The sequence below is a fragment of the Leisingera sp. M523 genome, assembly GCF_025141335.1.
Taxonomy (GTDB): domain Bacteria; phylum Pseudomonadota; class Alphaproteobacteria; order Rhodobacterales; family Rhodobacteraceae; genus Leisingera.
In genome coordinates this window covers 1,212,879-1,230,072 of the sequence record NZ_CP081036.1, presented here as the reverse complement: position 1 = coordinate 1,230,072, position 17,194 = coordinate 1,212,879, and the positions used below count along the sequence as shown (strand labels likewise).

Here is a 17,194-nt window from a genome sequence, read left to right as displayed (position 1 = left end):
GGGGCGAGACTAACCTCAGCGGGCGGCTTGTCCAGACAGCTCGATCACCGTCGCCACGTCAGACAGGCCATAGCCGTTGAATTGCGTGCTCATGGCGGAAGAATAGGCGCCCAGCCCCGGGAACAGCACATAGTCGCCGGTTGCGGCATCACCGGGCAGCGGCAGCCCGTCCGGCAAACGGTCCAGGCTGTCACAAGTGGGCCCGAACACCACACGCGGCTTACGCGCGCCTGTGCGATGGGCGCCATCCTCCCCGACAACTTCCACCCGGCCCGGCAGCCCCATGTCGCGGATATCCACCAACCCGCCATAGATGCCGTCATTCAGGAACACCACCTCACCGCCTTTGCGCATCCCCTTGATACGGGCCGCCAAGGTGAAGCTTTCGGAGACCATCGCCCGGCCCGGCTCGCAGATCAGCGTGGGCTTGTTTGTGCCAAATGCCGTGTCCGCGGCCTGACTGATAGCGGCAAAGACCTTCTCCAGATCCGGCGCCACACCATCCCGGTTGGCCGCAAAGCCGCCGCCCGCATTGAGACGAGCGATCTTCACACCTGCCGCGTCCACAATCCGCTTGGCAGCGTGAACATATTCCACCCATGCGCTTTCATCCTCGCACTGGGTGCCCGGATGAAAACACAGCGCCGGCGTCCAGCCATCCGCCGCCACCTGTTTCAACAGCTCTATCGCTTCTTCCGGAGCAGCGCCGAATTTGCTGCCAAAATCATAGGCCGCACCGGCCACCGGCAAGGCAAAGCGCACAGCAATCTCGCAAGAGCGCGGCACTGCGGCCAGTTTTTCCAACTCGCTCAGCTCATCCACCGACCAGCTGGCGACACCATGTTCGATCCCCGCCGCGACTTCGGCAGTGGAGCGCATCGGGTTGTTGTAATGCATCACCGCATCAGGGCTGGCGGCACGCACAGCTGCCATTTCCGCAGGCGAAGCGACATCAAATGCAGTGATCCCCGCCGCCACCAGATTGGACAGCACGGCAGGGTGCGGGTTGGCCTTCACCGCATAGGTCACCAGCCCTGGAAACCCCCGCTGAAAACGCCCCGCAACCTCGTGCAATACCCGCGGCGAGAAATACAGGATCGGGTGATCCGGCGCGCTGCGGGCCAGGTGGGATTCAGGGGAAAGCCAAAGCGGTGGAATTTGCTGCATCAGGAAAAGCCTCGTTTGTTTTGCATATTTTCCGACAAATTTCCGTCGATTCCGCTCGTCACTTTTCCTATAGTGACGAGAATTGGCGTCAAATCGCAGGAACAACATGCAAACCGACGATACTGATCAGCGTCTTGTCACCCTGTTGCGGGAAAACGCCCGCCGTCCGGTGGCGGAGCTTGCCCGGCATCTGGGGCTGGCCCGCACCACGGTACAGGCGCGGATCGAACGGCTGGAAACAACCGGGGTGATTACAGGCTATACGCTTAAATCCTCCGCCGCCTCCCGCCCGCCGCTGCAAGCCACGGTGCTGATGTCGATTGAGCCGCGCTCGGGGCCTGAGGTGCTCGCCCGCCTGCGCAGCCTGCCTGGAGTTGAGGTCGTGCATACAACCTCAGGACGGTTTGATCTTCTGGCTCAGGTGGTGGCGCAAAGCACAGCCGAGTTGGACAACACCATCGACCACATCGCCGAGGCCCGTGGCGTGCGTTCCTCTGAGAGCCTGATCCATCTGGCGACAAAACTGGACCGGACCGGGCAGTAAGGGTCAGACGGTCCTCACATACTCCAGCAGCCAGTCCCGGAACAGCCGTGCTGCCGGGCGCAGGGCGCCGCGGTCGGGATAGATCAGGTGGTAGGCCTCCTGCCCCGGCACCGCGACGTCCGGCAGGCAGCGCACCAGTCCGCCTGCGCTGACCGCCGTGTCCGACGCAGGTGCGCGCGCCAGCGCAATCCCCATACCCTGCGCTGACAGCTCTGCCGCCATCAGGGAGTTGTCGGCAAAGAAATAGCGCGCTTGCCCGTGCGAGAGCCGCAAGGCCCCGAACAGCTGCACCCAGCTGGCCCGATGGGTCGAGACTTCAATCAGCGGAAAGCGGAACAGATCCTGCGGTGTCCGGACCTGGGCCGCAATCTCTGGCGGAGCCACCGGATACAGCACCTCGCGCAATAGCTCGTCCCCTTCGGTGCCGAACAGTGACGGGTTGCCGAATACGATCTGCAAATCGGTGAACCGGTTGGCAAAATCCGCCGCCATATTGCCGGTGCTGAGCGCCAGGTTGATTTGGCTGTGCACCGCCTGGAACTGCGGCAGCCCCCGCGCCAGAACCCCATGAGCAAACAGCAGCACCGACTGCACAAACAGCCGCTGCTCGCGGCTTTCGCCAAACAGACCGGTCGTGGCTGTTTCCAGCATCAGCAGCGACTGCTGCACCGACGGCAGATAGGCCCGCCCGGCCTCGGTCAATGTCACCGCATGGGCATGGCGGTGAAACAGCGGCGTGCCCAGCTGCGCCTCCAGCGATTTCACCTGCTGGCTGACTGCAGCCGCCGACATGTTCAGCTGCGCTGCCGCACGGGCAAAGCTTTCGGTGCGCGCCGCCGCTTCAAACACGCGCAGCCAGTTGAGAGAGGGTATCCGGGCCGCCATGCGCACAGGCTAAGCAGAACTTAGCCTGACCGGCAAGACATACCGTGCTGGAATTGCCTTGGCCCGGACTAGGGTTTTAGCAGCGAACAGCCGCGGCTCCGGCCGCTCCTCCACAAGCCACATGAGAGACGAGACATGACACGTCCCGCCAGCACACCGCGCCCCAAACGCAAGATTTGGAACTTCACCCCCCAGCTGCCGATCCAGACCTCCCCCTATTGGGACTGGCCATTGAGGCCGCTGGCCTCGGTCAAATACCTGCTGCAAAGCTGGAACCCGCTGGCACTGCGGGCATTTCTTCTTGTCTTTGCCATTGTCACCTGGAATTTCTTCACCCCGTCACTGGACCGGATTGCCGCGCTCAGCTGGGATTGGGTGTTTGAGATCTGGCTGCGCAATTTCTGCATCCTCATGGTGGTGGCCGGCGGGCTGCACTTGGCGCTGTGGAGGTTCCGCACGCAAAACGACGATTACCGCTATGACATGCGCCCGATGATGAAAGGCGCCAAGGTGTTCACCTTCAAGAACCAGGTCTGGGACAATATGTTTTGGACCCTTGGCCCGGCGCTTGCCTTCTGGACCTTCTGGGAGAGCTTCATCCTTTATGCCTATGCAAGCGGCTGGATCACGATGATCACACTGGAGAGCAACCCCGTCACAATGATCCTAATGACCATCTTCATCCCGGTCTGGGCAGGCTTTCATTTTTACTGGCTGCACCGGCTGCTGCACGTGGGCATGCTTTATACCAAGGTGCACGCCTGGCATCACCGCAACATCAACACCGGACCGTGGTCCGGCCTGGCGATGCACCCGGTCGAAAGCTTCTTTCTGATGTTCGACACGATGATTTTCTTCCTGCTGCCCTCGCACCCGGTTCTGGCGATCTTCCTGCTGTTCCACCACGGCATCGGCGCCCCGACCTCACACGCCGGGTTTGAGCATGTGAAATTCGGCAACAAGGCCAAGTTCCTGGTTGGCGATTTCTTCCACCAGCTGCACCACCGGTTCTTCGACTGCAACTACGGCACCTGGGAGACACCATGGGACGAGTGGTTCAACACTTTCCACGACGGCACCGATGAAGGCAACGAAATGGTCAAGGAACGCCGGCGCAAGATCTGGGCGTCAGAGTAACTGCGCACCACGGCAAACACCGCCGGGCATCCAGAATTCAAAACGGGCGGCCCGGCTTCCCTATTTGAAGACAGGGAAAAACGATAAAGGACATCTACATCTTCAGCCACCGCCCGGCACAGCGCAATTGCATCGTCAAGGATCTGATCGGCCTGAAGAAAACCGGTGAACCTTCGACCATGCGCAACCCGGCCAACGAGACCGGAATCCAGGCCTGCGTTAATGCGGGCATCAATCTTCAGCCTCTGTGGGACGTGCATCTGGACATGGCGCGCGAAACCGCACCGGGCCGCTTTGCCGGCACCCCGATGAATTGGAGGCAATTCACCACCAAGAACGAGATTATGCGCCACGCCATCACCTCTATGGAAAACGGCGCCAGCATGTATTTCACCAACTGCTCCCAAGGCGTAGCCGAAATGCCCGCCAAGGGAAGCATCCCGGTGCAGGTGCATATGGGTCTGATGCCGTCGCTCAGCCAATGGTGCAGCGGCCTGGGCCGGCCGCATAACCAGATGTACCGGGAGAGGGTGGAAGCGCAGCAGGAATTCCAGTCGGAAGTCCGCGCCAGAAAGTTCCCTTTTAAGGCGCAGGCGATCTTCATGCACGAAGGCGAACTGGAGAAACTGCACGAAGCACTGGACAAGCTGTAACCGGAGCAAAGCGGAGCGCGCCCAATGGGCGCGCGCTGGCTTTAGCGCCTCCGGCGCGGAATTTGGGTATTTGGGACCAGAAAGAAGCAGCAAGCGAAGCGCCCTAGCCCGCTGGCCGTCCGTCCGCCAAGGGATAATCCTGCCAGGAGCGAGGGCAGCTTCTTCCTGGTGCGGTCATCGGCTCCCCAGCCTGTACCGCATAAGGAGAGTGCCGTGATTCCAGTTAACGGAATCTTACCGCTTCTTTCTGGTCTTAAATACCCAATGGCGCTCTGGCAGCCGCAGACGGGACACTTGCGGCAAAATCCGCCTTCCCCTTCCTGCCGCCATTGGGTAATTGATCGGCCACTTGCATGAGGGATCAAAGCGATGGCGATGGAAAAGACGTTCAACGCGGCGGAAGCCGAAAGCCGCCTTTACAAGGCCTGGGAAGAAGCGGGCTGTTTCAAGGCCGGCGCCAATGCCAAGCCGGAGGCCTCCGCCTATTGCATCATGATCCCGCCGCCGAATGTGACCGGTGTTCTGCACATGGGCCATGCCTTCAACAACACCCTGCAGGATATCCTGATCCGCTGGAAGCGTATGCAGGGGTTCGACACCCTTTGGCAGCCGGGTACCGACCATGCGGGGATCGCCACCCAAATGGTTGTTGAGCGGGAACTGGCCAAGACCCAGCAGCCCTCGCGCCGCGAACTGGGTCGCGAGAAATTCCTGGAGAAGGTCTGGGAATGGAAAGAGAAATCCGGCGGCACCATTGTTGAGCAGCTGAAACGCCTCGGCGCGTCCTGCGATTTCTCCCGCACAGCCTTCACCATGGCGGGCGCCCATGGCGACACGCGGACGGGGCACGAAAACTCCCCCAACTTCCACGACGCCGTGATCAAGGTCTTTGTGGAGATGTACAACAAGGGGCTGATCTACCGCGGCAAGCGGCTGGTCAACTGGGACCCGCATTTCGAGACTGCGATCTCTGACTTGGAAGTCGAGAACCTGGAAGTCGCGGGCCATATGTGGCACTTCAAGTACCTGCTCGCAAATGGTGCGACATATGAGTACTTGGAGAAAGATGAAGACGGCAATGTAACCTTCCGCGAGGAACGCAATTATATCTCCATCGCCACCACCCGGCCCGAGACCATGCTGGGCGACGGCGCGGTCGCCGTGCATCCCTCAGACGAGCGTTATGCGCCCATCGTTGGCATGCTGTGTGAAATCCCGGTGGGCCCCAAGGGACAGCGCCGCCTGATCCCGATCATTACGGACGAATACCCGGAAAAGGACTTTGGCTCGGGTGCGGTGAAGATCACCGGCGCGCATGACTTTAACGACTATCAGGTTGCCAAGCGCGCACGGATTCCGATGTACCGCCTGATGGACATGCGCGGCCAGATGCGGGCTGACGGCGAAAGCTATGACGCTGCCGCCACCCTCGCCATGGCAGTCGCCAAGGGCGAAAAAACACTGACCGAAGCGGAAGCCGACGCCGTCAACCTCGTTCCTGACGACCTGCGCGGGCTGGACCGGTTCGAGGCGCGCAAACTGGTGGTAGAGCAGATCACCAGCGAAGGTCTGGCGGTGATGCACACCGTCATCAAGACCGATCCTGAAACCGGCGAAGAGCTTCAGGTGCTAGAGCCCTACGTCGAGAACAAGCCGATCATGCAGCCCTTCGGCGACCGCTCCAAGGTTGTGATCGAGCCGATGCTGACCGACCAGTGGTTTGTGGACGCGGAAAAGGTTGTCGGCCCGGCGCTGGACGCCGTGCGCAATGGCGATGTGAAGATCCTGCCGGAATCGGGCGAGAAGACCTATTACCACTGGCTGGAAAACATCGAACCCTGGTGCATCTCGCGCCAGCTGTGGTGGGGCCATCAGATCCCGGTTTGGTTCGCGGTCGCCGTTGACGACGGCGCCGAGGAAGACCTCGAAGAGATGTTTTGTGCGGCGACAGAAGAAGAAGCCCTACAAGCTGCTTATCAGAAGCTGGGTTTCAAGAAACTCATCGTCACAGAAGCAATGAAGGACTCGGGTAAGCCTGTTGATTTAGGCGCAATTGGTGGAGGCCTTTCCGCGCAGGCTGACCTTTCCTCTGCTCCACACATCATTCTTCGACGCGACCCCGACGTCCTCGACACCTGGTTCTCCTCCGGTCTCTGGCCGATTGGCACGCTGGGCTGGCCGGAAGACACGGCGGAGATGCAGAAGTACTTCCCGACCTCGACCCTTGTCACCGGCCAGGACATTCTGTTCTTCTGGGTTGCCCGGATGATGATGATGCAGCTGGCCGTGGTCGATCAGATCCCGTTCGACACCGTCTACCTGCACGGGCTGGTGCGCGACGCCAAGGGCAAGAAGATGTCAAAATCCACCGGCAACGTGGTGGACCCGCTGGAGATCATCGACGAATTCGGCGCCGACGCGCTGCGTTTCTCCTCCGCTGCAATGGCGGCGCTTGGCGGCGTGCTGAAACTGGATATGGAGCGCCTCAAGGGCTACCGGAACTTTGGCACCAAACTGTGGAATGCGGTGAACTTTGCCCATTTCAACAACGTCTATGACGAGAACACCCCGGCCTTTGACTGCCCGGATGCATCGGCAGCCGTAAACCAGTGGATCATTGGTGAGACCGCCAAGGTGCGTGTCGAAGTCGACGCAGCACTGGAGGCCTACCGCTTTAACGACGCGGCCAATGCGCTTTATGCCTTTACCTGGGGCAAGGTCTGCGACTGGTATATCGAGCTGTCGAAACCGCTGTTCGGCTCGGAAGATGAGGCGGTGATCGCCGAGACCCGCCAGACGCTCGGCTGGGTGCTGGATCAATGCATGATCCTGCTGCACCCGATCATGCCCTTCATCACCGAGGAGCTATGGGGCAACACCGCCAAACGCGGCAACATGCTGGTGCATGAAGACTGGCCGGCCTACGGCACCGAGCTGGTCAATGCGGATGCCGACGCCGAGATGAACTGGGTGATCACCGCGATTGAGAACATCCGCTCCACCCGCGCGCAGATGCATGTGCCGGCGGGCGCCAAGATCCCGATGGTGGTGACCGAATTCTCTGATCAGGCGCGCAATGCCTGGCAGAAGAACGAGGCGATGATCCAGAAACTGGCCCGCATCACTTCGCTGGAGCAGGTCGAGAGTTTCCCCAAGGGCTGCGCGTCTGTTGCTGCACCCGGTGCCGCCTTTGGCCTGCCGCTGGCGGATGTGATCGACGTCGATGCTGAAAAGGCGCGGCTGGAGAAAACGCTGGGGAAGCTCGCCAAAGAGCTGGGGGGGCTGCGCGGGCGGCTGAACAACCCGAAATTCGCGGCCTCGGCCCCGGAAGATGTGGTTGCCGAAGCCCGCGAGAACCTCCGCCTGCGCGAGGAAGAGGAAGCCAAGGTCAAGGAAGCCCTGGCGCGCCTGGCCGAGATCGGCTGAGCCGTCTGTTAAGCATGTTTTCAAACGCCCGCCCTCTCGGGCGGGCGTTTTACATTTCGCGGCAAACCATTGAACCGGGCGCAAATTCCCGCGGAACGGGGAAATTCTTAACAACCGCCCCATTGTCTTTGCTGCGCTTTTGTATCAGCCTGCACTCAACCATAAAAAGAAGGGAGGCTGCAGCCCATGCCCAAAGGATACTGGGTGGCCCATGTGGATGTGCAGGACATGGAGCGCTATGAGGACTACAAGAATGCAGCCAGGCCGGTTTTGGCCGAGTTCGGTGCAAAGTTCCTGATACGCGGCGGTGAGCGCGAGGTGCGCGAAGGCGCGTTCCGATCGCGCACTGTTGTCCTTGAATTCAAGGATTTCGAAACTGCAAAAGCCTGCTATGATTCCATGGCTTATCAGGACGCCAAGGCCTTTCGCGATCTGGTCTCGTCGGGTGATATGCAAATCATCGAAGGGTACGGCGATTAACCCGCCCGCCCAGCCGCTTTGACCGAGGTCTGCTGATGCCGCTGCTTAAGAAATTCTTCCAAGCGTTCCGCCCGACTGAGCGCCCCGGATTACCGGACCCGGATGCCGAATTGGCACTGGGTGCCCTGCTGGTGCGGGTGGCGCAGTCCGACCGCGATTACCAGCTGGAGGAAATCAGCCTGATCGACCGGATCCTGGCCCGGCTCTACCAGCACAACGCGATCGAGGCCGCCAAGGTGCGCGCCACCTGCGAAAAGCTGCATGCTGCGGCGCCGGAAACCGACACCTTCGGGCGGCTGATCCGCGAGACCACCGGGCTGGAGGAACGGCTGGCCGCGATGGACGCGCTGTGGGAGGTGGTGCTGGCCGACGGCAACGAGCACGCGGGCGAAGTCACCATCGTCGAAGAGGCCCGCAAAGCGATGGGCCTGTCTTATGCCGACAGCCAGAAAGCCCGCGCCCGCGCGGTCGGGAAATTCAGCGGCACAGCGGAGGAAACCTGATGTTCAAGGAGCTTCTGCAGCGATTGCTGGAACCTGCGCCTGCGCCGCTGGATGATGAGGGCGCGCGGCTTGCCCTGACCGCGCTGCTGGTGCGGATTGCCCGCTCGGACCACAATTACTCTGAAGTCGAGAAAGACCGGATCGACCGGATTCTGTCCACCCGCTACCGGCTGGACACCGGCGGGGCGCTGATCCTGCGCGAACAGGCTGAAGCGATGGAGGCCGAGGCGCCTGACACCGTGCGCTTCACCCGCGCGATCAAGGACGCCGTGGCTTATGAGGACCGCACGGGTGTGATTGAGGCGCTGTGGCAGGTGGCCCTGGCCGATGGCCACCGCGATGCAAATGAAGATGCTCTGCTGCGGCTGTCCGCCAGTCTGCTGGGAGTTTCGGATGTGGACAGCGCAATGGCGCGCAAACGGGCAGAGGCTGCTTTATGATTGCTCATCTTGGAATGTACGACCGTCCGGAAACGGCAGCGGCCAACGACCGGTTCTGGGCATTGATCCGCGCACAACTGGGCCGCGGGCCCGAACAGCTGACCCGTGGCGCCGATTTCTGGGAGGTCTGGAAATCGCCGGAGCTGCTGCTGTCACAGACCTGCGGCTGCCCGTACCGCACCCGGTTGTACGGCGAGGTGGAGCTGGTGGGCACCCCGGACTACGGCCTGCCGGGCTGCCCGGCGGGTTATTACAACAGCGTCTTTATTGCCCGCAGCGCTGACGCTGGCCGGCCGCTGTCTGCCTTTGCCGGGCGCCGCTTTGCTTATAATGAAGGGTTGTCGCAATCCGGCTGGGCCGCACCGATGGTGCATCTGCACGACCGCAGCATCCTGCCAGGTGCGCTGCTGGAAACCGGCGGCCACAGCCTGTCGGCGCAAGCCGTTGCCGAGGGCCGGGCCGATTTTGCGGCCCTGGATGCGCTGACCTGGGAATTGGTCAAGACGCACGACGGGTTCGCCGAAGGGCTGACCGAAATTGAACGCACTGAGCCAACCCCGACCCTGCCCTACATCACCGCCCTGGACCAGGACCCGCAGGCGCTGTTTGCTGCCATCGAAGCTGCAATCCGCGCGCTGGACGAAGACAGCAAAACCCTTTTGCATCTGAAAGGGCTGGTGCAGTTTGCCCCCAGCGACTACCTGGCGGTGCCGACACCGCCCGGCCCAGTGCTGACCGAACAGCGCATCCGTGCTGCGTAACTGACGCAGCGCCCCCTTCCGAAATGGCGGCTCATCCAGTCATTTCGGCGCCTGCAGTGCCGGCTTGTGCGGTTTGAACGTTGCATTCGGTATTTTTTTCGGTCCAATAAGAACGAATTTCCACTTACAGGGACAAAGACACCTTGACCGATACTTCGCCCGTTCTGCAAATCCGCGGCCTGCATAAATCCTATGGCGAGCTGGAAGTGATCAAAGGCGTTGATATCACCGCCCACAAGGGCGACGTGGTCTCGCTAATCGGGTCTTCGGGATCAGGCAAGTCTACCCTGCTGCGCTGCTGCAACCTGCTGGAAGACAGCCAGCAAGGCGAAATCCGGTTCAAGGATGAGCCGATCACCTGGTCCGGCCAGGGATTGAACCGCCGCCCGGCTGACGCCAAACAGGTCCTGCGCATCCGCACCAATCTGTCGATGGTGTTCCAGCAGTTCAACCTGTGGGCCCATATGACCATCCTGCAGAATGTGATGGAGGCGCCGGTCACCGTGCTGGGCCGCGACAGGGCAGAGGTCGAAGAAAAAGCCCGCCACTATCTGGCAAAGGTCGGCATCGGCGACAAATGCGATGTCTACCCGGCGCAGCTTTCGGGCGGCCAGCAGCAGCGCGCCGCAATTGCCCGCGGGCTGTGCATGGAACCCGAAGCACTGCTGTTCGACGAGCCCACGTCTGCGCTTGATCCCGAGCTGGAACAGGAAGTTGTCAAGGTGATCAAGGACCTCGCCGCCGAGGGCCGCACCATGCTGATCGTGACCCATGACATGAACATGGCGGCGGATGTTTCCAGCCACATCGTGTTCCTGCACCAGGGGCTGATCGAAGAAGAAGGTTCGCCGGACGAATTGTTCGGCAACACCCGCTCACCGCGGCTGAGGGCATTCCTGTCCTCGACCCGGCACGGCCAATAAGCAATAACAAATAGACCCAAAAACCAAACAGAACGGGAGTAAATACATGAAATCACTGATCCTTGGCACCGCCGCCCTGGCGCTGACCGCAGGCATGGGCCTGGCGGACACCGTGCGCCTGGGCACCGAAGGCGCCTATGCGCCGTGGAACTTCGTCAATGACGCAGGCGAGATCGACGGCTTTGAGCGCGAATTGGGCGATGAGCTGTGCAAGCGTGCCGAACTGACCTGCGAGTGGGTCAAAAACGACTGGGATTCGATCATTCCGAACCTGGTTTCCGGCAACTACGACACCATCATCGCCGGTATGTCGATCACCGACGAGCGCGACGAAGTCATTGATTTCACCCAGCCCTACACCCCGCCGGATCCGTCCGCCTATGTTGCGCAGTCGGCAGACGTTGACCTGGCAAGCGGCGTGATTGCGGCCCAGGCGACCACCATTCAGGCCGCCTTTGTGGCCGAACAGGGCTGGACCCTGGTCGAATTCGCCACCCCCGAAGAAACTGTCGCAGCAGTACGCAACGGCGAAGCTGACGCGGTTCTGGCCGACAAAAGCTTCCTCGACACGGTTGTGGGCGACGGCCTGGTGATGCTGGAGAAATCCGAAGCACTTGGCGGCGGCGTTGGCATGGGCTTCCGGGAATCTGACGGAGACCTGCGCGGCACGTTCGACGCGGCGATCCAGACCATGAAAGACGATGGCACGCTGAACGAACTGATCGCCAAATGGGAAGTTTCCTCCCAGTGGTAATCTGATCCTGTTACAGGATCTGCAGGCCCGCCGCTGCGGTGCGCGGGCCTCATTCATTCTCATCCGGTGCCGCGCGCCGGGCGTGAACAGAGAAAGACAGGCTCACTTATGTTTTCCTATTGCACGGACCCATCGACGCTTGAGGGGCTGAGCTGGCTCAGCTGCTACCTGACCACCGGCAAGCATTTGAACCTTTATATCTCGGTCTTTGTGGTCCTGACCCTGCTGGCCATCACCGCTCCGGTTGCGCTGATGTTCGGATTTGGCGCTGCCAGTGCCGCCCGCTCCAAATTCCTGCCGCTGCGCTGGTTCGGCATGGGCTATACCAGCATTGTACGCGGCGTGCCCGATATTGCCTTCTTCCTGTTTTTCGTCATCGCGCTTGACCAGGCGTTCGAGTGGATGCGCCACAAGGTGAAATGCCCGGACTGGGACGAACCGGTCCGCCGCGGCATTGATTTTGTGGTCTGCGATGCGGCGAAACTGCCGCTGTCCACCGCACCGCAATGGGTGCATGAAACCTACGGCTTCTTCCTGGCGGTTCTGACCTTCTCGATCGTTTTCGGCGCCTTTGCCGCCAACGTCCTGTTTGGCGCCATGCGCGCCGTGCCGCGCGCCCAGATCGAAACCGCCGAGGCCTATGGCATGACCAGCCGCCAGGCCTTCTGGCGCATTCTGGTGCCGCAGATGTGGGTCTATGCGCTGCCGGGCCTGTCGAACCTGTGGATGGTGCTGATCAAGGCCACGCCGCTTTTGTTCCTGCTGGGGGTCGAGGACATCGTTTATTGGGCGCGGGAGCTGGGCGGCACCAAGACCGCCAGATTCACCGACTACCCGCATCCGAATTGGCATGTCTGGTATTTCGCCGCGCTGCTGGTGTTCTACCTGTGCTTTACCAAACTGTCCGAAGTCGCCCTGGACCGGATCATGAAGCGTCTGACCCGAGGCCAGGCCACCGCAGCAGGCGAAGCACAAAGAAAGGCCGCGGCATGAGTTGCGTTGAAACCATCCAGGCCTATGCCTTCCGTTCTTTGGGCTTTGGCGAACGGCTTCTGCCCAAGGGCGAATACACCCTGTGCGAGCACTTCACCCTGATCGGATCCGGTCTGATCTGGAATATCTACTTTGGTATCATCGCCCTGACGACCGGCTTTTTCCTGGCCGTCGCCCTGGCGGTTGGCAAATCCAGCCCCAACCCGGCGTGGCGCAAGCCGGCGGAGTGGTTCATCTTTGTGTTCCGCGGTAGCCCGCTGTTCATCCAGTTTTTCTTTGCCTACGCCTGCTTCCTCAGCCTCAAAGGCGTCTCCAGCTTCTTTGATCCGTTCACCTCGGCCTGGCTGGGCGCGCTGGTTGTGCTGTTCTTCAACACCGCGGCTTATTCAGGCGAGATCTTCTATGGCGCACTTTTGTCGATTCCCAAGGGCGATATCGAGGCTGCGGACGCCTATGGCATGACCGGCTGGACCCGGTTCCGCCGCATCACCTTCCCGACCATGATGCGGCTGGCCTGGCCTGCCTACACCAACGAGGCGATCTTCCTGTTCCACGCCACCACGCTGGTGTTCTTTTCGGGCTTTCCGGCCTGGCAGCAAAAGGGCGATGCGTTGTACTATGCCAGCTATTTCGCGGACAAGACCTTTAACCCCTTTGTCCCCTACCCGATCCTGGCCTTCTACTTCATTCTGCTGACACTGGTTGTTATCTCGGTGTTCGGTTTTGTGAACAAGCAGCTGAACCGGCACCTGCCGCAAGAGCGGCGCAGCCGCACCAGGCTGAAGATCAACCTGATCCGCTGAATGCAGAATGGCTCCTTCGGGAGCCATTTTTTTGGCGATCGCTGGATCATACCGGACGCACTCGGTGCCTCACACCGCAGGGGATTCTCCCGCAAGACGGGGCCGCCGGGGCGTCGGCTCAAACTTTTGATCAAATTATCTTGGCGAATGCAATTCTCTGCGCTAGGGTTGGCGCAACGCATTCATGGAGCCCCCTATGGACCTGTCCGGACTGAAGACCATCCGCATTGCCGCCTGTGACATGAACGGCCAGATGCGCGGCAAGCGCCTGCCTGCGGGCATGGCAGCCAAGCTGGACAGCGGCGCGGCGCGGATGCCGATCTCCACCCTTAATGTCGATCTCTGGGGCCGCGACGTTGAAGACAATCCGCTGGTGTTTGAAACCGGCGACGCCGACGGGGTGATGCTGCCGACCGAACGCGGTGCGGTTCCGATGCCCTGGCTCAAAAGCGCCTCGGCCCTGGTGCCGATGGCGATGTACTGGGAAGATGGCTCTGCCTTCCTTGGCGACCCCCGGCATGTGCTGGCCGATGTACTGTCGCGGTATGCGGCACGCGGCTGGAGCGTTGTGGCCGCCACTGAGATGGAGTTCAGCCTGCTGGATGACAGCGGTCCCCGCCCTGCCCCGCCGATCGACCCGCAGACCGGCCGTGAGCTGGATCAGCAGTCGGTGCTGTCGGTGGCAGAGCTGGACGCATTCGATGACTTCTTCACGGATCTTTACGACGGTGCCGAGATGATGGGCATTCCTGCCCAATCGGCAATTTCCGAGGCGGGCCTGGGTCAGTTTGAGATCAACCTGAACCATCAGGAGGCGATGCGCGCAGCAGATGATGCCTGGCTGTTCAAGGCCTTGGTAAAAGGGCTTGCACGCAAACACGGCTTTGCCGCGACCTTCATGGCGAAGCCTTATGCTGAAGAAGCCGGCAACGGTATGCATGTGCATTTCTCGGTCGAGGATCAGGGCGGCAGCAACGTCTTTGACGACGGCGGCGAAAAGGGGTCGGACCTGCTGATGCACGCGGTGGCGGGCTGTCTGGCGGCGATGCCCGCCAGCTCGCTGATTTTTGCCCCGCACGGTAATTCATATGACCGGCTGGTGCCTGGCGCCCATGCGCCCGTCAGCGCCGCCTGGGCCTACGAGAACCGCACCGCCGCCATCCGTATCCCCGGCGGCAGCCACAAAGCGCGCCGCATTGAACACCGCGTCGCCGGCGGCGACATCAACCCCTACCTGATGCTCGCAACCGTGCTTGGCTCTGCCCTGGCCGGGATCGAAGATCAGATGCAGCCGCCCGCTCCGTCCGAGGGCAACATCTACGAGATCCAGGGCCTGCCGCAGCTGGCCGCCGACTGGGAGACCGCGATCAACTGGTTTGAGACCGACCCGCTGATCGCCCGTGTGCTGCCGGACCTTGCCATCCGGAACCTGGTGATGACCAAACGGCAAGAGCTGATAGGCTTTGCCGAACGCCCCCGGGAGAGCCATTGGCTGTCCTGGCTGGAAGCGGTATAGAGCCGCCTTGCCTTAAGGGGATTGGCAAGGCGCTTGCCTGCTCCAGCCCCCTCAGCTAGGCTCAATTTGATCAAATCTGGTGACTTATGAAAATCGGCATCCTGCAAACCGGCCACTCCCCCGAAGATCTGTTCGGCCCTTTCGGAGATTACGACGGCATGTTCCGCGACATGCTGGACGGTAACGGCTTTGAATTTCAAACCTGGGCCGTGGTGGACGGGGTGCTGCCGGACAGCGCCGATGCGGCAGACGCCTGGCTGATCACCGGCTCCAAGCATGGCGCCTATGAAGATCACGCCTGGATCCCGCCGCTGGAGGATCTGATCCGCGAGATCAACGCCAGGAAACAGCCGCTGGCCGGCATCTGTTTCGGCCATCAAATCATCGCCCAGGCGCTTGGCGGCAAGGTCAGGAAGTTTGAGGGCGGCTGGGCCGTGGGCCGTGTCACCTATCAGGTGGACGGCCAGGACTTGACCCTTAATGCCTGGCATCAGGATCAGGTGGTGGAACGGCCCCAAGGTGCCCGCGTGCTGGGCGGCAACGATTTCTGCGAAAACGGCATTCTGGCCTATGGCGATCACATCATCTCCTGGCAGCCCCACCCCGAATTCCCCAGCGCCTTTGTCGGCGGCCTGATTGAAAAACGCGGCCGCGGCGTGGTGCCGGACGACCTGCTGGACCGTGCAGCCGCTGAGCTGGACGCCCCCGTGGACAACCAAGAAATCGCAACCCTCCTCGCAGAATTTTACAGGAAAGAGAGGACGTAATGTCAGCCTGGCTCGACGCCCTTCCCGAAGCAGCAAAAACCTATCTGGAGGGCCGTCGTCTCGACGAAGTTGAATGCGTTATCTCGGACCTTCCCGGTATCGCCCGTGGCAAGGCGGTACCGGCATCCAAATTCGCAAAAACCGACTATTTCCACCTGCCCGACAGCATCTTCTACCAGACCATCACCGGCGACTGGGCCGATGCCGCGGACGAGGACGGCTGGATCGAAAAGGACATGACGCTGAAGCCGGACATGTCCACGGCCACAGCAGCGCCCTGGACCGGCGACTGGACGCTGCAGGTGATCCACGACGCCTATGACAGGCACGACAAACCGATCCCCTACAGCCCGCGCAACGTGCTGAAGCGGGTGGTGCAGCTTTATCATGACAGGGGCTGGAAGCCGGTTGTGGCACCGGAGATGGAGTTCTTCCTGGTTGCCCGCAACATTGATCCCGCGCATGAGATCAAACCGATGATGGGCCGCTCCGGCCGTCCGGCGGCAGCGCGCCAGGCCTATTCGATGACTGCCGTGGATGAATTCGGCCCGGTGATCGACGATATCTATGATTTCGCCGAGGCCCAGGGTTTTGAAATCGACGGCATTACCCAGGAAGGCGGCGCCGGCCAGCTGGAAATCAACCTGCTGCACGGCGACCCGGTCAAGCTGGCGGATGAAGTTTTCTACTTCAAACGGCTGATCCGCGAGGCGGCGCTGCGTCACGACTGTTTTGCCACCTTCATGGCCAAGCCGATCGAGGATGAGCCGGGTTCAGCCATGCACATCCACCATTCGGTTCTGGATATGGAAACCGGCGAGAACATCTTCTCCGGCCCGCAGGGCGGCGAGACGGACGCGTTTTACAACTACATTGCAGGGTTCCAGAACCATCTGCCGGCGGGGCTGGCAGTGATGGCGCCATATGTGAACTCCTACCGCCGGTATGTGAAGGACCACGCAGCCCCGATCAATCTGGAATGGGCACGCGACAACCGTACCACGGGCATCCGGATCCCGCTGTCGGGTCCCGCGGCACGGCGGGTGGAAAACCGCATCGCCGGCATGGACTGCAACCCGTACCTGGGCATCGCGCTGTCGCTGGCCTGCGGCTATCTTGGCCTGATCAACGAGGAGCGCCCGCGCAAGCAGTTCAAGGGCGACGCCTATGAAGGCGAAGGCGATATCCCGCAAGTGATGGGTCAGGCGCTGGATCTTTTTGACGAGGCCACCGAACTGCATGAGGTTCTTGGCCCGGAATTCGCCCGCGTCTATTCTATCGTGAAACGCGCGGAATATGACGAGTTCCTTCAGGTGATCTCCCCCTGGGAGCGCGAACATCTGCTGATGAACGTGTAAACCTCCGGCGCTGCGCCCCGGTGCAGCGCCAATGCAGTTGAGTATTTACAGAAAGATGAAGTGCAGGCTGTCCCGGCGGACGAC

Annotated in this window: 17 protein-coding genes; 15 read left to right on the top strand and 2 right to left on the bottom strand. The window is 61.2% G+C overall.

Features of this window, described 5'->3' with window-relative positions; genetic code table 11:
• Positions 1-15 precede the first annotated feature (15 nt).
• A complete protein-coding gene (locus tag K3557_RS06030) occupies positions 16-1,167 on the bottom strand; it encodes a type III PLP-dependent enzyme (protein ID WP_259998392.1) in 1,152 nt (383 codons plus the stop codon).
• A gap of 106 nt (positions 1,168-1,273) precedes the next feature.
• Between K3557_RS06030 and K3557_RS06025 the strand changes: the two genes are divergently transcribed.
• Positions 1,274-1,711 (top strand): Lrp/AsnC family transcriptional regulator, encoded by a 438-nt coding sequence (locus K3557_RS06025; protein ID WP_259998391.1) that lies wholly within the window; start codon positions 1,274-1,276, stop codon positions 1,709-1,711.
• A gap of 3 nt (positions 1,712-1,714) precedes the next feature.
• On the opposite strand, the gene K3557_RS06020 is transcribed toward K3557_RS06025, so the two are convergent.
• Positions 1,715-2,596, bottom strand: a complete 882-nt coding sequence (locus K3557_RS06020) for a LysR family transcriptional regulator (RefSeq protein WP_259998389.1) — start codon at positions 2,594-2,596, stop codon at positions 1,715-1,717.
• Between the two features lie 135 nt (positions 2,597-2,731).
• Here K3557_RS06020 and K3557_RS06015 point away from each other — a divergent pair, with 135 nt between their 5' ends.
• The 14 genes from K3557_RS06015 (at position 2,732) to K3557_RS05950 (ending at position 17,110) form a co-directional block, all read left to right on the top strand.
• Positions 2,732-3,733, top strand: a complete 1,002-nt coding sequence (locus K3557_RS06015; RefSeq protein WP_259998387.1) for a sterol desaturase family protein — start codon at positions 2,732-2,734, stop codon at positions 3,731-3,733.
• Positions 3,734-3,912: 179 nt separating this feature from the next.
• Positions 3,913-4,386 carry a hypothetical protein gene (locus tag K3557_RS06010; protein WP_259998385.1) on the top strand — a complete coding sequence of 158 codons (474 nt, stop codon included), beginning with the start codon at positions 3,913-3,915 and terminating at the stop codon, positions 4,384-4,386.
• Positions 4,387-4,755: 369 nt separating this feature from the next.
• Positions 4,756-7,812, top strand: coding sequence for a valine--tRNA ligase (locus K3557_RS06005; protein ID WP_259998383.1), 3,057 nt, complete (start codon positions 4,756-4,758; stop codon positions 7,810-7,812).
• Between the two features lie 186 nt (positions 7,813-7,998).
• On the top strand, positions 7,999-8,292 hold the full coding sequence (locus tag K3557_RS06000) for a DUF1330 domain-containing protein (RefSeq protein ID WP_259998382.1): 294 nt from the start codon (positions 7,999-8,001) through the stop codon (positions 8,290-8,292).
• Positions 8,293-8,333: 41 nt separating this feature from the next.
• Entirely contained in the window at positions 8,334-8,795 is a 462-nt protein-coding gene (locus K3557_RS05995) for a TerB family tellurite resistance protein (RefSeq protein WP_134831307.1), read from the top strand.
• A complete protein-coding gene (locus tag K3557_RS05990) occupies positions 8,795-9,235 on the top strand; it encodes a TerB family tellurite resistance protein (RefSeq protein ID WP_259991453.1) in 441 nt (146 codons plus the stop codon). The genes K3557_RS05995 and K3557_RS05990 overlap by 1 nt, the downstream gene beginning before the upstream one ends.
• Positions 9,232-9,996, top strand: a complete 765-nt coding sequence (locus K3557_RS05985; RefSeq protein ID WP_259998381.1) for a phosphate/phosphite/phosphonate ABC transporter substrate-binding protein — start codon at positions 9,232-9,234, stop codon at positions 9,994-9,996. The genes K3557_RS05990 and K3557_RS05985 overlap by 4 nt, the downstream gene beginning before the upstream one ends.
• Before the next feature lie 143 nt (positions 9,997-10,139).
• A complete protein-coding gene (locus K3557_RS05980; RefSeq protein ID WP_259998380.1) occupies positions 10,140-10,919 on the top strand; it encodes an ABC transporter ATP-binding protein in 780 nt (259 codons plus the stop codon).
• A gap of 46 nt (positions 10,920-10,965) precedes the next feature.
• Entirely contained in the window at positions 10,966-11,673 is a 708-nt protein-coding gene (locus K3557_RS05975) for a transporter substrate-binding domain-containing protein (protein ID WP_259998379.1), read from the top strand.
• Positions 11,674-11,781: 108 nt separating this feature from the next.
• Positions 11,782-12,666: an ABC transporter permease gene (locus tag K3557_RS05970; RefSeq protein ID WP_259998378.1), complete on the top strand. Its 885-nt coding sequence runs from the start codon at positions 11,782-11,784 to the stop codon at positions 12,664-12,666.
• Complete coding sequence (locus tag K3557_RS05965; protein WP_259991443.1) at positions 12,663-13,469, top strand: ABC transporter permease; 807 nt, start codon at positions 12,663-12,665, stop codon at positions 13,467-13,469. Before K3557_RS05970 ends, K3557_RS05965 begins: the two co-directional genes overlap by 4 nt.
• Positions 13,470-13,665: 196 nt before the next feature.
• Entirely contained in the window at positions 13,666-14,985 is a 1,320-nt protein-coding gene (locus K3557_RS05960; RefSeq protein ID WP_259998377.1) for a glutamine synthetase family protein, read from the top strand.
• 86 nt (positions 14,986-15,071) lie between these two features.
• A complete protein-coding gene (locus K3557_RS05955; protein ID WP_259991439.1) occupies positions 15,072-15,752 on the top strand; it encodes a type 1 glutamine amidotransferase in 681 nt (226 codons plus the stop codon).
• The gene (locus K3557_RS05950) at positions 15,752-17,110 is read left to right on the top strand and encodes a glutamine synthetase family protein (RefSeq protein ID WP_259998376.1); all 1,359 of its coding nucleotides are present in this window, start codon (positions 15,752-15,754) and stop codon (positions 17,108-17,110) included. Before K3557_RS05955 ends, K3557_RS05950 begins: the two co-directional genes overlap by 1 nt.
• The last annotated feature ends 84 nt before the right edge of the window (positions 17,111-17,194 follow it).

Bases quoted from the DNA above. Each gene is read 5' to 3' on its own strand.
- K3557_RS05960 (WP_259998377.1), top strand. From the start codon at position 13,666: ATGGACCTGTCCGGACTGAAGACCATCCGCATTGCCGCCTGTGACATG.
- K3557_RS05985 (WP_259998381.1), top strand. From the start codon at position 9,232: ATGATTGCTCATCTTGGAATGTACGACCGTCCGGAAACGGCAGCGGCC.
- K3557_RS06025 (WP_259998391.1), top strand. From the start codon at position 1,274: ATGCAAACCGACGATACTGATCAGCGTCTTGTCACCCTGTTGCGGGAA.
- K3557_RS06010 (WP_259998385.1), top strand. From the start codon at position 3,913: ATGCGCAACCCGGCCAACGAGACCGGAATCCAGGCCTGCGTTAATGCG.
- K3557_RS05955 (WP_259991439.1), top strand. From the start codon at position 15,072: ATGAAAATCGGCATCCTGCAAACCGGCCACTCCCCCGAAGATCTGTTC.
- K3557_RS05990 (WP_259991453.1), top strand. From the start codon at position 8,795: ATGTTCAAGGAGCTTCTGCAGCGATTGCTGGAACCTGCGCCTGCGCCG.
- K3557_RS05965 (WP_259991443.1), top strand. From the start codon at position 12,663: ATGAGTTGCGTTGAAACCATCCAGGCCTATGCCTTCCGTTCTTTGGGC.
- K3557_RS05950 (WP_259998376.1), top strand. From the start codon at position 15,752: ATGTCAGCCTGGCTCGACGCCCTTCCCGAAGCAGCAAAAACCTATCTG.
- K3557_RS05975 (WP_259998379.1), top strand. From the start codon at position 10,966: ATGAAATCACTGATCCTTGGCACCGCCGCCCTGGCGCTGACCGCAGGC.
- K3557_RS06000 (WP_259998382.1), top strand. From the start codon at position 7,999: ATGCCCAAAGGATACTGGGTGGCCCATGTGGATGTGCAGGACATGGAG.
- K3557_RS06020 (WP_259998389.1), bottom strand. From the start codon at position 2,596: ATGGCGGCCCGGATACCCTCTCTCAACTGGCTGCGCGTGTTTGAAGCG.
- K3557_RS06015 (WP_259998387.1), top strand. From the start codon at position 2,732: ATGACACGTCCCGCCAGCACACCGCGCCCCAAACGCAAGATTTGGAAC.
- K3557_RS06005 (WP_259998383.1), top strand. From the start codon at position 4,756: ATGGCGATGGAAAAGACGTTCAACGCGGCGGAAGCCGAAAGCCGCCTT.
- K3557_RS06030 (WP_259998392.1), bottom strand. From the start codon at position 1,167: ATGCAGCAAATTCCACCGCTTTGGCTTTCCCCTGAATCCCACCTGGCC.
- K3557_RS05970 (WP_259998378.1), top strand. From the start codon at position 11,782: ATGTTTTCCTATTGCACGGACCCATCGACGCTTGAGGGGCTGAGCTGG.